The following is a 16,828-nucleotide window of genomic DNA, read 5'->3' as shown; positions in this document are numbered from 1 at the left end:
GGTCGGCCGATATCTGGCAGAGCCCCTAGCGCAGGGCTCGGCTAGACTGATGAAACACAACAGGAGTAGGCGATGGCCGGCATTCTCGATACGGTGGATCAACGCACCCAACTGGTGGGCGAGAACCGTCTGGAAATCCTCATGTTCCGCCTGGCCGGGCGCCAGCTGTTCGCGATCAACGTGTTCAAGGTGCAGGAAGTCCTGCAACTGCCCAAGCTGACCCTGATGCCGCACCGCCACCCCTACGTCTGCGGGGTGGTCAACTTGCGTGGCCAGACCCTGCCGGTGATCGACCTGTCCCAGGCCATCGGCATGCGCCCGATCACGCCGAGCGAGAACAGCACCATCATCGTCACCGAGTACAACCGCTCGGTGCAGGCCTTCCTGGTCGGTGGCGTGGACCGCATCCTCAACCTCAACTGGGAATCCATCTTGCCGCCGCCGGGCGGGGCAGGGCGCCAGCACTACCTGACGGCGATCACCAAGGTCGACGACCAGATCGTCGAGATCATCGACGTGGAGAAGGTGCTGGCGGAAATTGCGCCTATGAGCACCAAGGTCTCCGACGAGAAGCTGGCCGACCCGCTGCTGGCCAAGGCCGTGGGCCGCGAGGTGCTGCTGGTGGACGACTCCAGCGTGGCCCTCAATCAGCTGCGCGAGACCCTGTCGCAGCTGGGCATCAAGACCCACAGCGCCAGCGACGGCCTCAAGGGCCTGCAGCAGCTGAAGAAGTGGGCCGACACCGGCGAGGTGATGACCGACAAGCTGCTGATGATCTTCACCGACGCGGAGATGCCGGAGATGGACGGCTATCGCCTGACCACCGAGATCCGCAACGACCCGCGCCTCAAGGATCTCTACGTGGTGCTGCACACCTCGCTGTCCGGCAGCTTCAACGAAGCGATGGTGAAGAAGGTCGGCTGCGACAACTTCCTCTCCAAGTTCCAGCCGGACAAGCTGGTCGACGTGATCCGCCAGCGTCTGGAGCTCGACGCCTGACGTGTTCCGGCAGGGCGCGCTCGACGCTCTGCCGTATCTTTCACACGCCAATCGCTGCCGGCAATACGCCTGCGCTCATGGTGCCCCAGCGGCGCCCGCCGACCATGAGCGGCACGTACATCACGAAGATCACGGTCGTGGTGCCCGGTAGCACGAAGGTTCCCATGCTCACATGGCTGCACTTGCGCATGTTCTCGTGCTCCACCGCCGAGCCGAAGAAGCGCAGGTGCGTGCTCTTCGCCGCATCGATGGCCGGATCGCCGCAGGGCTCCTGCGAGGCCGCGCTGCGGGCGGCGGCCAGGTAGCCACGGTCATTGACCGGCACGATGTACAGCACGCCGTCCTTGCCGCCGGTATCCCACTGGTCCAGCAGAGGCTGGATCTGCCGACGATAGGGTTCCGCCCAGCTCACGTTGTGCTTGGGCGGGTTGCTGTTGGCGATCGCCTTGTAGTTGTGATCGAACAGGTCGACGCCGGAGGTTTGCAGCGCGTCCAGTCGAGCCTCGATATCGGCGCGCCGCAGCATGAGCATGTCGACGATCGCCTCCAGGCGACCGTGGCCCAGGCGGAAGCCGCTGAGGTCCTGCAACAGCAGGTTGGCGCTGTCGCGGGTACGGTCGGCCTGGGTGAAGCTCTGCTGCATGCAGGCGCTGATGGTCAGGCTGAGGTCGCGTATGCGGCTACTGTGCTGGTGGGTCTCGGCATTGGTCGCGGTCAGCTCCTCGAGGGCGCTGCTGACCATCAGCAGGTCGTCGTTGGCGCGCTGGAAGTCCTCGACCATGGTGGCGAACTGGTCGGCGGCGACGCCGACCGCCGCGCCTGCGGTGGTGCTCTGTTCGTGCATGTCCCGGGTCTGGCGTTCGGCACCGGACATGGCGCTGGCCATCTGCTCCATCAGTTGCCCGATCTGCTGGGCCGCGCTGCCGACCTTGAGCGAGAGATTGCGTACCTCGTCGGCGACCACGGCGAAGCCGCGGCCCTGTTCGCCGGCCCGCGCCGCCTCAATGGCAGCGTTGAGCGCCAGCATGTTGGTCTGCGCGGAGAAGTCCTGCACCGTGGTGAGGATTTCCCGCACCCGCGTGGAGGTGTTCTCCAGCGCCGCGATGTTGTGCTGAAAGCCGTCCATGGTCTGGCTGATCGCCTGCATGTGCCGGCAGGCGTCGCCGAGCTGGCTTTGCGACTGGCGCGCCAGGTCCAGGTTGCGGCTGTTCATCTCGGTGATGCTGCCGGTGCGCGCAGAAATGTCCTGCAGGGCGCCGGTGGTCTGCTCGCTGGCCTGGAAGATCAGTTCGGAGAGATTCTGTTGCTGCTGCGCATCCTGCGCCGCGCGCTCCGATTGCAGGCGGCTGCCGGCCGACGTGGCGGCGACCTGCAGGCTGTTTTGCTGCAGCCGCGCGATGTTGTCGCGCAGGCGTCCGGTCAGGCTCTGCAGGACCTGTGCGCTGCCGTCCGGCGACTCCGCAGCGGCATGGCCGGTCAGGTCGATCAGGCTGCCATTGATTGCGGCAAGGCGCTCGCTCAGTATGTTCACTCGTTGCGCCTTATGCAGGCGCCAGCCGAGGATGAAGATCGGCAGGGCCATGGCCAGCGCGACCAGGCGCAGGCCGTTGTCCGCCTGGGTCAGCACCGCGGCGATCAGAAACAGCTGGCAGAACACCTGCAGCGGGTAGGCACCGGGGATGGTGGAACGGGCCGGCTCGGCCGGAATGGCGGCAATCTGATGGGCGGGCATGAGTACACCTGCAGCACTGTTATTGGTTTTATGTGGCTTGAACTCGCGCGGGCATGGTTGCAAAAAGTGTGACGCCGAGCACATCGCTCCTTCGGTTGAACGAGCGATTAATCCTTTCTTCCTACGCGAGGCTTTCATGCAGCTGTCCGCCCTCTATCGCTACCCACTCAAATCCGCCCGCGGTGAAAGTCTGAGCAGTTCGCCGCTGGAGGCGTTGGGCCTGCGCGGCGATCGCCGCTGGATGCTGGTGGAGCCGGAGAGCGGGCGCTTCCTCACCCAGCGCCTGCTGCCGCAGATGAGCCAGCTCAGCGCGCTCTACAACGCCGAGGGCGGGCTGAGCCTGAGCGCACCGGGCTTCGGTAGTCTGGATGTGCCGTTGCCGGACCCGGAGGAGGGCCTGCGCGGGGTGACCGTGTGGCGCGACAGCCTGCGCGTGCCGGATGCCGGCGAGGCGGCTGCCGAGTGGCTGAGCGCCTTTATCGGTCGGCCCTGCCGCCTGGTGCAGGTGCCCGAGGCGCGGGCGCGGCAGGTCGACACCGGCCACGCCCAGCCTGGCGACAAGGTGGCGTTTTCCGACGGTTTCCCCTTGCTGCTGATTGGCCAGGCGTCGCTGGAGGACCTGTCCGCGCGGGTCGGCAGGCCGCTGGAGATGCTGCGTTTTCGTCCCAACCTGGTGATCGAGGGCAGCGCGCCCTATGCCGAGGACGGCTGGAAGCGCATTCGCATCGGTGAGCTGGAGTTCGAGGTGGCCAAGGGTTGCAGCCGTTGCATTCTCACCACCATCGACCCCCAGACCGGTGAGCGCAACGCCGACCGCGAGCCGCTGACCACCCTCAAGACCTACCGTGAGCGCAATGGCGAGGTGTACTTCGGGCAGAACCTGTTGCCGCGCGGCGTGGGTGAGCTGCGCGTGGGCATGTCGGTGGAAGTGCTGGAGTAGGGCCGTAGCAGAAACGAGAAGGGCGCCCATGGGCGCCCTTTCTTTTGGTGCGGCGAAGGCCGGTTACTGATCGTCGAAGAACCGCTCATGCCAGTCCACAAGTGGCTGTGGCGCGCCGAGCTTCTGGCCGTAGATCACTGAGTAGGACAGCACGTTCTGTACGTACTGGCGGGTCTCGTCGAACGGAATATTCTCCACCCACACGTCGAAGGCCAGGTGGTCGGCGCCCTTCAGCCACTGGCGCACGCGCCCCGGGCCAGCGTTGTAGGCGGCGGAGGCGAGCACGCGGTTGCCGTTGAACTGGCCATGCACCTGGCTCAGGTAGGCGGCGCCGAGCTGGATGTTCTTGTCCGGCACCAAGGCCTGTTTGGGATCGCCCAGGGGAATGCCGAACTTGCGTGCGGTTTCCTTGGCGGTACCCGGCATCAGCTGCATCAGGCCCATGGCGCCGACCGGCGAGCGGGCGTCAGCCATGAATGCGCTCTCCTGGCGGGTGATGGCGAACACCCAGCTGGAATGCAGGCCGCGCAGCTTGGCCTGCTGGGTCAGGCTGCTCTTGTGCGCCATGGGGAAGCGGATATCCAGGTCGTCCCAGTACTTGGCCTGGCTGATGGTGCGGATGGCCGGGAAGTACCACTGCTTGTCGTAGGCCAGCTTGGCCTGGGCCACCAATTCCTCGCGGCTGAACAGGCGGCTGACGTGGTACCACTCTCGGCGGCCGTCGACGATCTGGCCGCGGTCGTGGAATTCCAGTGCGCGGCGGATGCCGGCGGTGTTGCGCACCTTCTGCACCAGCTGCGGGTCGAGGACCATCGGCTTGTTGTTCAGGCTGTAGGGCGCCTGGATGCGGTCGGCGGCGAGGAAGCCGTAGAAGTCGCGCTCCTTGGCCAGCGGCTGATACAGGGCGATCGCCTGCTGGTCCTGCGGCTGGGCCAGTTGCAGGCTGCGGGCGTGCCAGTAGCGCCAGCGGCTGGTGGTGGCCAGGTCCGCCGGCAGGCGGCTGGTCAGCTGGTAGGCCTCGTCCCAGCGGCCATGGCGCAGCAGCAGGCGGGCGCGCCATTCGGATACGGTGTTGTCGCGCAGCTCCGGGTCGTACTGGGCCATGATCTGCAGGGCGCGCACGTCGAAGCGCTTGGCCAGGGTCAGGCCGATCTCGCGGGCGATGGCGACTTTCTCCTCGGCGGAGAAGGGCAGTTTGCTGGCGTAGATCTCGAGCAGGCTCAGGGCCTTCTCCGGATCCTGGCGGGCCAGGCGGCGCAGGCCGAGGCCGGCGGCGTCGGCCATGTGGCGGTCGGCGGGGGTGAAGCGGGCGGTCTGGCTCATCATCTGCGGCTTCTGCGCCGCTTCGATCATCAGCTGGCCCTGTTTGGCGTAGGTCGGCAGTCCCTTCACCAGGTAGCTGGCCAGGCCATAGTTACGAGCCTCGGCGGCCAGCTTGGCGCGCTTCCAGCGATTCTCCTCGGTGAGCTGGCCATCGGCGCGCCACAGCCCGAACAGGGTGTCGCAGGCCTCGGGCTGGGACTTGCCCATCAGCCACAGCTTCTCCGCGGCGACGCGGGCCTCCGCCTTCATGCCCTGCTTATACAGGTACTGACCGTAGAGACAGTCCAGCTCGGTGAAGTTGAGCTTGGGATCGTAATGGTTGGCGAAGGTCTGCCACTCGCCGCGCTCGGTCAGCCAGCGCAGCCAGCGCAGCTTCATCCAGCCAGCCTGGGGCAGGTCGCCGTGCTCGGTGAGGAAGGCTTCGATCTCGTCGTTGCTGGCCCATTTAAGGCGGGCGGTCAGCTCGTCATAGGCCAGGTAGGGCGTCAGCGGGTAGTCGCGCAGTGCATTGGCATAGCGCTGGTAGGGGCCCTTGTCGCCCTTGGCCAGGGCACGCTTGGCTTCGTCGTACATCTGCCGCTGCTGGGCCAGGCTGGCGGCCTGGACGCTGGACAGGCCGAGGGTGCAGGAGAGGATCGCGGAAAGCAGGCAAAACAGAGGGCGGCGCATGACACATCCGGGCAAAGGGAACGAAATGGAGCGAGGTGCTTCCAAAAAATGCGCCTAGCTTAGCCTGTTGCGCGTGGCACGAGAATGCCGGGGCTCCTGCGACAAACGCGCCAGCATTGGGCCAGCTCAACTCGGTTAGAATGCGCGCCTGTTTTCCAAGGTGGTAGTCATGACCCTGCTCAAGTTTTCCGAAGTTTCCCTGGCCTACGGCGCCATGCCCCTGCTGGACAATGTGTCCTGGCAGATCGCCCGGGGGGAGCGGGTATGCATCATCGGCCGCAACGGCACTGGCAAGTCGAGCATGCTGCGCCTGGTCAAGGGTGACCAGATGCCCGACGACGGCGAGATTTGGCGCGCTCCTGCGCTGAAAATCGGAGAATTGCCTCAGGAACTGCCGCGTGCCGACGAGCGGACCGTGTTCGACGTGGTCGCCGAGGGTCTGGCCGGCGTGGGCGAGCTGCTCGCCCGTTATCACCACCTGAGCCAAAACATCCACAACGACGAAGACCTCAACCAGCTGATGCACGTGCAGCAGGAACTGGAAGCGAAGGACGGCTGGCGCCTGCAGCAGCTGGTGGACAGCACCCTGAGCCGCTTGCAGCTGCCGGCCGACAAGACCCTGGCCGAGCTCTCCGGTGGCTGGCGCCGTCGTGTGCTGCTGGCCCAGGCGTTGGTCTCCGAGCCGGATCTGCTGCTGCTTGATGAGCCGACCAACCATCTGGACATCGGTGCCATCGCCTGGCTGGAAGAAGCGCTGAAGGACTTCGGCGGCGCCGTACTGTTCATCACCCACGACCGTTCCTTCCTGCAGAACCTGGCCACCCGCATCCTCGAGCTGGACCGCGGCGGGCTGATCGACTGGAACGGCGACTACGCCAGCTTCCTGGTGCACAAGGAGCAGCAACTGGCCGCCGAGGAGTCAGCCAACGCGCTGTTCGACAAACGTCTGGCCCAGGAGGAAGTGTGGATTCGCCAGGGCATCAAGGCCCGTCGTACTCGCAACGAGGGCCGCGTGCGCGCGCTCAAGGCCATGCGCCAGGAGCGCAGCGAGCGACGCGAACGCCAGGGCAAGGCGAGCATCCAGCTGGATGCGGCGGAGAAATCCGGCAAGCAGGTGATAGTGGCGGAAAATGTCAGTTTTGCGCACGCAGGGGGACCTGCACTGATCAGCGATTGCTCGCTGGTGCTGCAGCGCGGCGACCGCATAGGCCTGCTCGGGGCCAATGGCACCGGCAAGACCACCCTGCTCAAACTGCTGCTTGGCGATCTGCAGCCAAATAGTGGCACGATAGTGGCAGGGACCAAGTTGGAAGTGGCGTACTTCGATCAGCTGCGCCATCAGCTGGAGCCGGAAAAAACGGTAATCGACAACGTCGCAGAGGGGCGCGACTTCATCACGATCGATGGCCAGAGCCGTCACGTGCTGAGCTATCTCGGGGATTTCCTGTTCAGTCCGCAACGTGCGCGCACGCCGGTCAAGGCATTGTCCGGAGGGGAGAGGGCGCGCCTGTTGCTGGCTAAGCTGTTCAGCAAGCCTGCCAACCTGCTGGTGCTGGACGAGCCGACCAACGACCTGGACGTGGAAACCCTCGAGCTGCTCGAAGAAGTCCTGCTGAACTTCCCCGGCACCGTGTTGATGGTCAGCCACGACCGGGCCTTCCTCGACAACGTGGTGACCAGCACGCTGGTCTTCGAGGGCGAGGGCAAGGTGCGCGAATACGTCGGCGGCTACCAGGACTGGTTGCGCCAGGGCGGCTCGCCACGCCTGCTGGGCGTTGGCGAGAGCAAGTCGGGTAAAGCGGAACTGAGCGCAGTGGCACCCGCTGCGCCGGTGACAGAAACAGTGAAGGAGGCGGCTCCGGCCGCCGCGAAGAAGCTCAGCTACAAGCTGCAGCGTGAGCTGGAAGCCATCCCCGGGCAGATCGACGCCCTGGAGGTCCAGCTGGCACAACTGCAGGCACAGATCGCCGAACCGGCCTTCTACCAGCAAGCCCCGGCCATCACCGGCGCCGCCCTGGAACGCCTGCAACGCCTGCAAGAAGAACTGGACCAACTGCTGGAGCGTTGGGCCGAATTGGAAGCCTGAGAAGCCTGTCGGAGACATGCATGGCGATTGAGTACCGCATCACCCTGGATGACAACCATCAGTTCAGCTACAGGATAGAGCTGGACCGTCAGTACGACCCCCAGGGTGCCGAGGCGACGCCGAAGTGGACGCGCCTCGAACACAATCAGTGCAGCAACTGCCCACTGAAGAAAGACGAATTCAGCCGCTGCCCGGCGGCGGTCGACCTGCACAAGGTGATCGAGGACTTCCAGGGCCTGCCGGCGATCAAGAAGGCGCAGGTGTGGGTGCGTACCCCGGAGCGTGAGTACAACAAGCAGGTCGGTCTGGAAGAGGGCCTGCGGTCGCTGCTCGGGGTGATCATGGCCACCAGCGCCTGCCCGGTACTCGGCCGGCTGAAGCCGATGGCACAGAACCACCTGCCGTTCGCCAGCAGCCAGGAATTCATCCTGCGTACCATCTCGCTGTACCTGACCCGGCAGTACTTCAACTTCCGCGAAGGGCGCCGTCCAGACTGGGAGCTGAAGGGGCTGGTCAAGCAGTTCCAGCAGTTGCAGCTGGTCAATCAGGCGTTCTGGCAGCGCATCCTCGACGTCTGCGAGGGTGATTCCAACCTCAAGGCCTTCCTCACCTTCTTCTCCATGTCGTCGAGCCTGACCGTGTCCATGGAGACCCAGCTGCAGAAGATTCGCCCGCTGGTGATGAGCGCGGGCGACGCTCAGGAATAAATGACGGGGCCTGTCGCTGGGCCCTCGCTTTACTCCTTGGGTTTCTTCAGGCGCACCGCCAGTACGTCGCACGGGGCACCGTGCAGCACGTCATTGGCGGTGGAGCCGAGCAGCAGCGCCAGGCCGTGGCGGCCATGGCTGCCGACCACGATCAGATCGCAACCCTGTTCCTCGGCCAGGCGGTGAATTTCCTGGCGTGGCTGACCGTAAGTCAGGTGGCGCTGCTCTTCGCCCAGTTGCGGGTAGCGGCCGGCGAAGCTCTCCAGGCGCTCGCGGGCCTGGTCGAACTGCTGCTGCTGGAGCATCGACAGGTCCATCGGCACGTCGCCGCCGAAGGCCATGGCCATTGGCTCGACGACATGGACCAGCGAGGCCCTGGCTGCGCCGCTGGCGGCGATGGCCAAGGCCCGTTCGGCTACCGGGTGGCATTCCTCGGTCAGGTCCACGGCGATCAGGATGTGCTGGTAGGGCATCTGAGTCTCCTCCACTGAGTGGTCATGCTTGCAGTATGGCTTTGCTCACTTCATAACACAGGCTTTCTCTGCAAGTGATAGATATGACCTGGTGGATTGTGCTTCTACTTGTTGGTGCGGCGCTCAGTCCGCTGGTGTGGCTGCGTCCTTCGCCGCGCCAGCGCGGGCAGATGGAGCTGCGCCTGGCCGCGCGGCGCCTGGGCTTGGGCATGCAGCTCAGCCAGCAGGACTGGCCGCACTGGCTGACCGGTTCCCCGCCGGGCAGCTGCGCGCAATATCACCGCGCTCGCCGCCCCGGCCGCGATGACAGTTGGCTGTACTGGCAGGTCGCGCCGGGGCAGTGGTGCAACCAGTGGCGCGAGCCCTGCACCGATGCGGTCATGCTCGAACGCCTGCAAGGCCTGCCGGCCGATGTCTACAAGGTCGAGGCCGGGCCACAGATGGTGGCGCTGTACTGGGGGGAGCGCGGCGGCGAAGAGGAGCTGCGACGGGTCGCCGAAGTGCTGGCGGCGGTGGCCTGATTCCATCAGCCGCTTGCTCGCATGAACCGCTCTGGCGTCTGGGTTTAGGCGGGTTTTCTGAGCAATGCTCCCCTCTTCGGTCATTCTGTGACGTTGCACCCATTCGGGGCGCCTGCGACGGGCAATTGACAATTGTCGGGTTTTCACTGAATGTACGCCCACCCAAATCAAACGGGCGTATGAATTGAGCGCTCTGCCCTCGGTGGCAGCGCCTTTACAGCCCGATTATCGCGTTGGTGGGTGTGCTGCACCGATTGGGACTATGCTCGACGGCCTGTGCCGCGGGTGCCCCAGGCAGGTTAGCTCCGACGTGTACAGTTCAGCTTCCATACCGTGGAGATCAGTTGATGATTTACGAAGGTAAAGCCATCACGGTTAAGGCTCTTGAGGGCGGCATCGTCGAATTGAATTTCGACCTCAAGGGTGAGTCCGTTAACAAGTTCAACCGTCTGACCCTGAGCGAGCTGCGCCAGTCGGTCGACGCCATCAAGGCCGACGGTTCGATCAAGGGCGTAATCGTCACCAGCGGCAAAGACGTGTTCATCGTCGGCGCCGACATCACCGAATTCGTCGACAACTTCAAGCTGCCCGACGAAGAGCTGGTTGCCGGCAACCTCGAAGCCAACAAGATCTTCAGTGATTTCGAAGACCTGGCCGTTCCGACCGTCATCGCCATCAACGGCATCGCCCTGGGCGGCGGTTTCGAAATGTGCCTGGCTGGTGATTACCGTGTTGCCTCCGAGAGCGCCAAGATCGGCCTGCCGGAAGTCAAACTGGGCATCTACCCGGGCTTCGGTGGCACCGTGCGCCTGCCGCGCGTGATCGGTACCGACAATGCCATCGAATGGATCGCTTCCGGTAAGGAAAGCAAGGCCGTCGACGCCCTGAAAGTGGGTGCGGTCGACGCCGTCGTCGCTCCCGCCAAGCTCAAGGACGCCGCTCTGGACCTGGTCAAGCGCGCCATCTCCGGCGAGCTGGACTACAAGGCCAAGCGTCAGCCCAAGCTGGAAAAGATCAAGCTCAACGCCATCGAGCAGATGATGGCCTTCGAAACCGCCAAAGGTTTCGTCGCTGGCCAGGCCGGCCCGAACTACCCGGCCCCGGTAGAAGCCATCAAGACCATCCAGAAAGCCGCCAACTTCGGTCGCGACAAGGCCCTGGAAGTGGAAGCCGCCGGCTTCGTCAAGCTGGCCAAGACCTCCGTTGCCGAGAGCCTGGTCGGCCTGTTCCTGAATGACCAGGAGCTGAAGAAGAAGGCCAAGCAGTACGACGAGATCGCTCGCGACGTGAAACTGGCTGCCGTACTCGGCGCCGGCATCATGGGCGGCGGCATCGCCTACCAGTCGGCCTCCAAAGGCACTCCGATCCTGATGAAGGATATCCGCGAAGAGGGTATCCAGATGGGGCTGAACGAGGCCTCCAAGCTGCTCGGCAAGCGCGTCGAGAAAGGCCGCATGACTCCGGCCAAGATGGCCGAAGCCCTCAACGCCATTCGCCCGACCATGTCCTATGGCGACTTCGGTGCCGTCGACATCGTCGTCGAAGCCGTGGTCGAGAACCCGAAGGTCAAGCAGATCGTTCTGGCCGAAGTTGAAGGCGTGGTGAAGGACGATGCGATCCTCGCATCCAACACCTCCACCATCTCCATCAACCTGCTGGCCAAGGCCCTGAAGCGTCCGGAAAACTTCGTCGGCATGCACTTCTTTAACCCGGTGCACATGATGCCGCTGGTAGAAGTGATCCGTGGCGAGAAGTCCAGCGACGTGGCCGTTGCCACCACCGTGGCTTACGCCAAGAAGATGGGCAAGAACCCGATCGTGGTCAACGACTGCCCGGGCTTCCTGGTCAATCGCGTGCTGTTCCCGTACTTCGGCGGCTTCTCCAAGCTGCTGGGCTTCGGTGTCGACTTCGTGCGCATCGACAAGGTCATGGAGAAGTTCGGCTGGCCCATGGGCCCGGCATACCTGTCCGACGTAGTCGGCATCGACACCGGCCACCACGGCCGTGACGTGATGGCCGAAGGCTTCCCGGATCGTATGGCCGTTGAAGGCAAGACCGCCGTCGACGTGATGTACGAAGCCGATCGCCTGGGCCAGAAGAACGGCAAGGGCTTCTACGCCTACGAGACCGACAAGCGCGGCAAGCCGAAGAAAGTCTCCGACCCGGTCGCCTACGAGCTGCTGAAGTCCATCGTCACCGAGCAGCGCGAGCTGACCGACGAAGACATCATCAACTTCATGATGATCCCGCTGTGCCTGGAAACCGTTCGTTGCCTGGAAGACGGCATTGTCGAAACCGCAGCTGAGGCCGATATGGGCCTGATCTACGGTATCGGCTTCCCTCCCTTCCGCGGCGGTGCACTGCGTTACATCGATTCCATCGGTGTAGCCGAATTCGTTGCCCTGGCGGACAAGTACGCCGAACTGGGCGCGCTGTACCAGCCGACCGCCAAACTTCGCGAAATGGCCAAAAATGGCCAGAAGTTTTTCGGTTAATCGCGCAACGATCAGAGCGAGAGTAGAGATATGAGCCTGAATCCGAGAGACGCAGTCATTGTCGACTTCGGCCGTACGCCGATGGGTCGTTCCAAGGGCGGCATGCACCGCAACACCCGTGCCGAGACCATGTCGGCACACCTGATCAGCGGCGTCCTGGCGCGTAACACCAAGCTGGACCCGGCTGAAGTAGAAGACGTGATCTGGGGCTGCGTAAACCAGACCCTGGAACAGGGCTGGAACATCGCGCGCATGGCGTCGCTGATGACCCAGATCCCGCACACCTCTGCCGGCCAGACCGTCAGCCGCCTGTGTGGTTCTTCCATGAGCGCCCTGCACACTGCCGTGCAGGCCATCCAGACCGGCAACGGCGACGTATTCGTCGTCGGTGGTGTGGAGCACATGGGCCACGTCGGCATGATGCATGGCGTCGATCCGAACCCGCACCTGTCCCTTTACGCCGCCAAGGCGTCGGGCATGATGGGTCTGACCGCCGAAATGCTGGGCAAGATGCATGGCATCAGCCGCGAGCAGCAGGACGCCTTCGGTGAGCGTTCTCACCGTCTGGCGCACAAGGCCACCGTCGAAGGCAAGTTCAAGGATGAAATCATCCCGATGCAAGGCTACGACGAGAACGGCTTCCTCAAGGTGTTCGACTTCGACGAAACCATTCGTCCGGAGACCACCCTGGAAAGCCTGGCTGCCCTGAAGCCTGCCTTCAACCCGAAAGGCGGCACCGTGACTGCAGGTACTTCCTCGCAGATCACCGATGGTGCTTCCTGCATGATCGTCATGAGCGCCCAGCGCGCCCAGGACCTGGGCATCCAGCCGATGGCCGTGGTTCGTGCCATGGCGGTGGCCGGTGTCGACCCGGCGATCATGGGCTACGGTCCGGTGCCGTCCACTCAGAAGGCGCTCAAGCGTGCCGGCCTGAGCATGGATGACATCGACTTCGTCGAGCTGAACGAAGCCTTCGCCGCCCAGGCTCTGCCGGTGCTGAAGGACCTGAAACTCCTCGACAAGATGGAGCAGAAGGTCAACCTGCACGGCGGCGCCATCGCTCTGGGTCACCCGTTCGGCTGCTCCGGTGCGCGTATCTCCGGCACCCTGCTGAACGTGATGAAGCAGAACGGCGGTACTCTGGGCGTGTCCACCATGTGCGTGGGTCTCGGCCAGGGCATCACCACCATCTTCGAACGCGTCTAAGCGTTCGCGGGTGTGAAGACCGGGGCCTGGTGCCCCGGTTTTTGTTTTTCAGGAGTGCAAACATGCAGCTGCAACCAGGACTCTATCGCCACTACAAGGGGCCGCAGTACCGCGTATTCGGCACGGCGCGGCACTCTGAAACCGAAGAGTGGGTGGTGGTATACCAGGCGCTCTATGGCGAGTTTGGCCTGTGGGTGCGCCCGCTGGAGATGTTCTGCGGCACGGTCGAACTGGACGGCGAGACGGTCCCGCGCTTTGCTCTGATCGAGGCCGAACCGGCGGTGATCGGGCAGGAGGCGGCAGGGAGTCGCGCTTGACCGCGACTCGACAGCCACTATATATAGCGGTGCCTTTATAGGCTCCTGCCTTTTATTCTCTCTTTTTCGTATTCAGGAATTCTCCAGTCCATGGGCAAATCGCTGGTCATCGTGGAATCCCCGGCCAAGGCCAAGACCATCAACAAGTACCTGGGCAACCAGTACGTGGTGAAGTCGAGCATCGGCCATATTCGTGACCTGCCCACCAGCGGTTCCGCCAGCGCCAGCAAGGAGCCGGTCAAGCGCGGCAAGGCCGCTGCCGCCGAAGCTCCGGCCCTGTCGCCTAAGGAGAAGGCCAAGCGTCAGCTGTTCTCGCGCATGGGTGTCGATCCCGAGCATGGCTGGAAGGCCAAGTACGAGATCCTGCCCGGCAAGGAAAAGGTGATCGAGGAACTGCGCCGTCTGGCCAAGGATGCCGACACCATCTATCTCGCAACCGACTTGGATCGCGAGGGGGAAGCCATCGCCTGGCACCTGCGCGAGGCCATCGGTGGTGATGACAGCCGCTACAAGCGCGTGGTGTTCAACGAGATCACCAAGAAGGCCATCCAGGAGGCCTTCTCGCAGCCCGGCGAGCTGGATATCAACCGCGTCAATGCCCAGCAGGCGCGCCGTTTCCTCGACCGCGTGGTGGGCTACATGGTCTCGCCGCTGCTATGGGCCAAGATCGCCCGCGGCCTGTCCGCTGGTCGCGTGCAGTCGGTGGCGGTGAAGCTGGTGGTGGAGCGCGAGAAGGAAATCCGCGCCTTCGTGCCGGAAGAGTACTGGGAAGTCCACGCCGACCTGGGCACCGCCAAGAGCGACAAGGTGCGCTTCGAAGTGGTCCGCGAGAACGGCGAGGCGTTCAAGCCGCTGAACGAGGCCCAGGCCATGGCTGCCCTGGCCAAGCTCAAGGACTCCAGCTACAGCGTGGTCAAGCGCGAGGACAAGCCGACCTCGAGCAAGCCGACCGCGCCTTTCATTACCTCCACCCTGCAGCAGGCGGCGAGCAACCGCCTCGGCTTCGGCGTGAAGAAGACCATGATGATGGCCCAGCGTCTCTACGAGGCCGGCTACATCACCTATATGCGTACCGACTCGACCAACCTGTCGAACGACGCCATCGACATGGTGCGCGGCTTCATCGACAGCGAGTTCGGCAAGAAGTACCTGCCGGCCAAGCCGAACTTCTATTCGAGCAAGGAAGGCGCCCAGGAAGCGCACGAGGCGATTCGCCCGTCCGACGTCAACCTGCGTCCGACCCAGCTGTCCGGCATGGAGCGTGATGCCGAGCGCCTGTACGAACTGATCTGGCGTCAGTTCGTGGCCTGCCAGATGCCGCCAGCCGAATACCTGTCCACCAGCGTGAGCGTGGCTGCCAGTGGCTTCGAGCTGCGCGCCAAGGGCCGCATTCTGAAGTTCGACGGCTACACCAAGGTCCTGCCACAGCAGGGCAAGCCGGGCGATGACGACGTGCTGCCGGAGATGAAGGAGGGCGAGGCGCTCAAGTTGCTGAAGCTCGACCCCAGCCAGCACTTCACCAAGCCGCCGGCGCGTTTCTCCGAAGCCAGCCTGGTCAAGGAGCTGGAGAAGCGTGGGATCGGTCGCCCGTCCACCTACGCGGCAATCATCTCCACCATCCAGGAGCGTGGCTATGTAGCGGTGCAGAACCGCCGCTTCTACGCCGAGAAGATGGGCGACATCGTCACCGAGCGCCTCGACGAGAGCTTCGCCAACCTGATGGACTACGGCTTCACCGCCGCCATGGAAGAGCATCTGGACGATGTGGCCCAGGGCGAGCGCGACTGGAAGCACCTGCTCGACGAATTCTACGGCGACTTCAAGAAGAAACTGGAAGTGGCCGGCGAAGCTGACAAGGGCATGCGTGCCAACCAGCCGACCCCGACCGATATCGCCTGCCGCGATTGTGGCCGGCCGATGATGATCCGCACCGCCTCCACTGGCGTATTCCTCGGTTGCTCCGGCTACGCCCTGCCGCCGAAAGAGCGCTGCAAGGCCACCATCAACCTGATTCCGGGTGACGAGATCGCCGCAGACGACGAGGGCGAGTCCGAGTCGCGCGTGCTGCTGAACAAGCATCGCTGCCCAATCTGCGCCACGGCGATGGATGCCTACCTGCTGGACGAGACTCGCAAGCTGCATATCTGCGGCAATAATCCGGATTGCACCGGCTACGAGATCGAACAAGGCCAGTACCGCATCAAAGGCTACGAGGGTCCCAGCCTGGAGTGCGACAAGTGTGGAAGCGAGATGCAGCTGAAGACCGGCCGCTTCGGCAAGTTCTTCGGGTGCACCAATGCCAGCTGCAAGAACACCCGCAAGCTGCTCAAGAGCGGCGAGGCAGCGCCGCCCAAGATGGATGCGGTGAAGATGCCGGAGCTCAAGTGCGAGAAGGTCGACGACACCTACGTGCTGCGTGATGGTGCCTCGGGCCTGTTCCTCGCCGCCAGCGGCTTCCCCAAGAACCGCGAAACCCGCGCGCCGTTGGTGCTGGAATTGATCCCGCACAAGGACGAGATCGATCCCAAATACCACTTCCTGCTGGAGGCGCCGAAGAAGGATCCGGAAGGCCGTCCGGCGGTGATCCGCTACAGCCGCAAGACCAAGGAGCAGTATGTGCAGAGCGAGGTGGACGGCAAACCCACCGGCTGGCGCGCCTTCTTCGATGGCGGCAAGTGGAAGGTGGAAGACAAGCGCTGATCGCGTTCCAGTCGCGCACCTGAGGGTGCGCCGGCTGACCCATCTTCGAGTATCAGCAAGACGGCTTGCGAGGCGTTGTCATGGCTCACGAACTCTATACCCGTACCAATCAGAAGATCTTCTTCGCCGGTCTGGCACTGGAAAGCCTGCGCAAGGCCGAAGCCGGCGAGGCGGCGAATGCCCAGGCGCTGGTCCATGCCGAGCGCGAGGCGGCGCTGTTCCACCTGTATGGAGCGGTGCTCGGCCTGTGCCATGAGGTTGCCGGCTACTACAAGCTGGCCGAGGCCAATGCACCGCGTGTGGAGCTACTGTTGAACCAGGCGGTGCTGCAGTCCTCTCCGACTCCCGAGCTGGCGGAAATGGTGGAGATCGCCCAGCAGCCGGAAAGCTGGCTCGCCCGCCTGCTGGCCGCCTATGCCGCGCTGTTTCTGCCCCCGCAGGCGCCGAAAACCGCCAAGGTCGATCCGACCCTGCCATTGATCGCAGCGGTCAGTGTCGAGGAAAAGGTTGCCCCCCTGAGCCGTGACGAGCTGGAAAGCTGGCGTCAGCAGCTCAAGCAACTGGTGCTGCGTTACCGCGAGTCGCTCAGCGAGTGCTGAGAACCTACTTACGATCTGCTGCGTGTCGGCGATACGGCGTTAAAAACAGCTTCAGAATGCT

The 16,828-nt window shown here is 63.9% G+C and carries 13 protein-coding genes; 10 read left to right on the top strand and 3 right to left on the bottom strand.

The features are described 5' to 3' along the window. Nucleotides 1-72: 72 nt before the first annotated feature. Nucleotides 73-999 (top strand): chemotaxis protein CheV, encoded by a 927-nt coding sequence (locus IB232_RS04460; protein ID WP_192397353.1) that lies wholly within the window; start codon nucleotides 73-75, stop codon nucleotides 997-999. A gap of 40 nt (nucleotides 1,000-1,039) precedes the next feature. Here IB232_RS04460 and IB232_RS23870 read toward each other — a convergent pair whose 3' ends face one another. Beyond that, on the bottom strand, nucleotides 1,040-2,125 hold the full coding sequence (locus IB232_RS23870) for a methyl-accepting chemotaxis protein (RefSeq protein WP_412547712.1): 1,086 nt from the start codon (nucleotides 2,123-2,125) through the stop codon (nucleotides 1,040-1,042). A gap of 742 nt (nucleotides 2,126-2,867) precedes the next feature. Here IB232_RS23870 and IB232_RS04450 point away from each other — a divergent pair. Then, nucleotides 2,868-3,671, top strand: coding sequence for an MOSC domain-containing protein (locus tag IB232_RS04450; RefSeq protein WP_192397351.1), 804 nt, complete (start codon nucleotides 2,868-2,870; stop codon nucleotides 3,669-3,671). 63 nt (nucleotides 3,672-3,734) lie between these two features. Here the strand turns inward: IB232_RS04450 and IB232_RS04445 are convergent, their stop codons facing one another. Beyond that, nucleotides 3,735-5,663: a transglycosylase SLT domain-containing protein gene (locus IB232_RS04445; protein ID WP_192397350.1), complete on the bottom strand. Its 1,929-nt coding sequence runs from the start codon at nucleotides 5,661-5,663 to the stop codon at nucleotides 3,735-3,737. 169 nt (nucleotides 5,664-5,832) lie between these two features. On the opposite strand from IB232_RS04445, the gene IB232_RS04440 reads away from it, so the two are divergent. Together IB232_RS04440 and IB232_RS04435 are read left to right on the top strand one after the other, a co-directional pair. Further along, nucleotides 5,833-7,749, top strand: coding sequence for an ATP-binding cassette domain-containing protein (locus tag IB232_RS04440; RefSeq protein WP_192397349.1), 1,917 nt, complete (start codon nucleotides 5,833-5,835; stop codon nucleotides 7,747-7,749). Between the two features lie 20 nt (nucleotides 7,750-7,769). Next, complete coding sequence (locus IB232_RS04435) at nucleotides 7,770-8,456, top strand: DUF6901 family protein (RefSeq protein ID WP_192397348.1); 687 nt, start codon at nucleotides 7,770-7,772, stop codon at nucleotides 8,454-8,456. A gap of 29 nt (nucleotides 8,457-8,485) precedes the next feature. Here IB232_RS04435 and IB232_RS04430 read toward each other — a convergent pair whose 3' ends face one another. Then, complete coding sequence (locus IB232_RS04430) at nucleotides 8,486-8,929, bottom strand: universal stress protein (protein ID WP_192397347.1); 444 nt, start codon at nucleotides 8,927-8,929, stop codon at nucleotides 8,486-8,488. A gap of 83 nt (nucleotides 8,930-9,012) precedes the next feature. Here IB232_RS04430 and IB232_RS04425 point away from each other — a divergent pair, with 83 nt between their 5' ends. The 6 genes from IB232_RS04425 (at nucleotide 9,013) to IB232_RS04400 (ending at nucleotide 16,767) form a co-directional block, all read left to right on the top strand. Then, nucleotides 9,013-9,450, top strand: a complete 438-nt coding sequence (locus IB232_RS04425) for a hypothetical protein (RefSeq protein ID WP_192397346.1) — start codon at nucleotides 9,013-9,015, stop codon at nucleotides 9,448-9,450. A 347-nt stretch (nucleotides 9,451-9,797) separates the two neighbouring features. Next, entirely contained in the window at nucleotides 9,798-11,945 is a 2,148-nt protein-coding gene (gene fadB / locus IB232_RS04420; protein WP_192397345.1) for a fatty acid oxidation complex subunit alpha FadB, read from the top strand. Nucleotides 11,946-11,975: 30 nt separating this feature from the next. Then, complete coding sequence (gene fadA / locus IB232_RS04415) at nucleotides 11,976-13,151, top strand: acetyl-CoA C-acyltransferase FadA (RefSeq protein ID WP_068826336.1); 1,176 nt, start codon at nucleotides 11,976-11,978, stop codon at nucleotides 13,149-13,151. A 62-nt stretch (nucleotides 13,152-13,213) separates the two neighbouring features. Further along, complete coding sequence (locus IB232_RS04410) at nucleotides 13,214-13,468, top strand: DUF1653 domain-containing protein (RefSeq protein ID WP_192397344.1); 255 nt, start codon at nucleotides 13,214-13,216, stop codon at nucleotides 13,466-13,468. Between the two features lie 90 nt (nucleotides 13,469-13,558). Next, entirely contained in the window at nucleotides 13,559-16,168 is a 2,610-nt protein-coding gene (topA, locus tag IB232_RS04405) for a type I DNA topoisomerase (protein WP_192397343.1), read from the top strand. 80 nt (nucleotides 16,169-16,248) lie between these two features. Beyond that, nucleotides 16,249-16,767, top strand: a complete 519-nt coding sequence (locus IB232_RS04400) for a DUF6586 family protein (RefSeq protein WP_192397342.1) — start codon at nucleotides 16,249-16,251, stop codon at nucleotides 16,765-16,767. Nucleotides 16,768-16,828: the final 61 nt, after the last annotated feature.

This window comes from Pseudomonas sp. PDM15, assembly GCF_014851565.1.
GTDB lineage: Bacteria > Pseudomonadota > Gammaproteobacteria > Pseudomonadales > Pseudomonadaceae > Aquipseudomonas.
The sequence above is the reverse complement of the archived record's forward strand: the minus strand, read 5'-3'. Positions and strand labels throughout refer to the sequence as shown.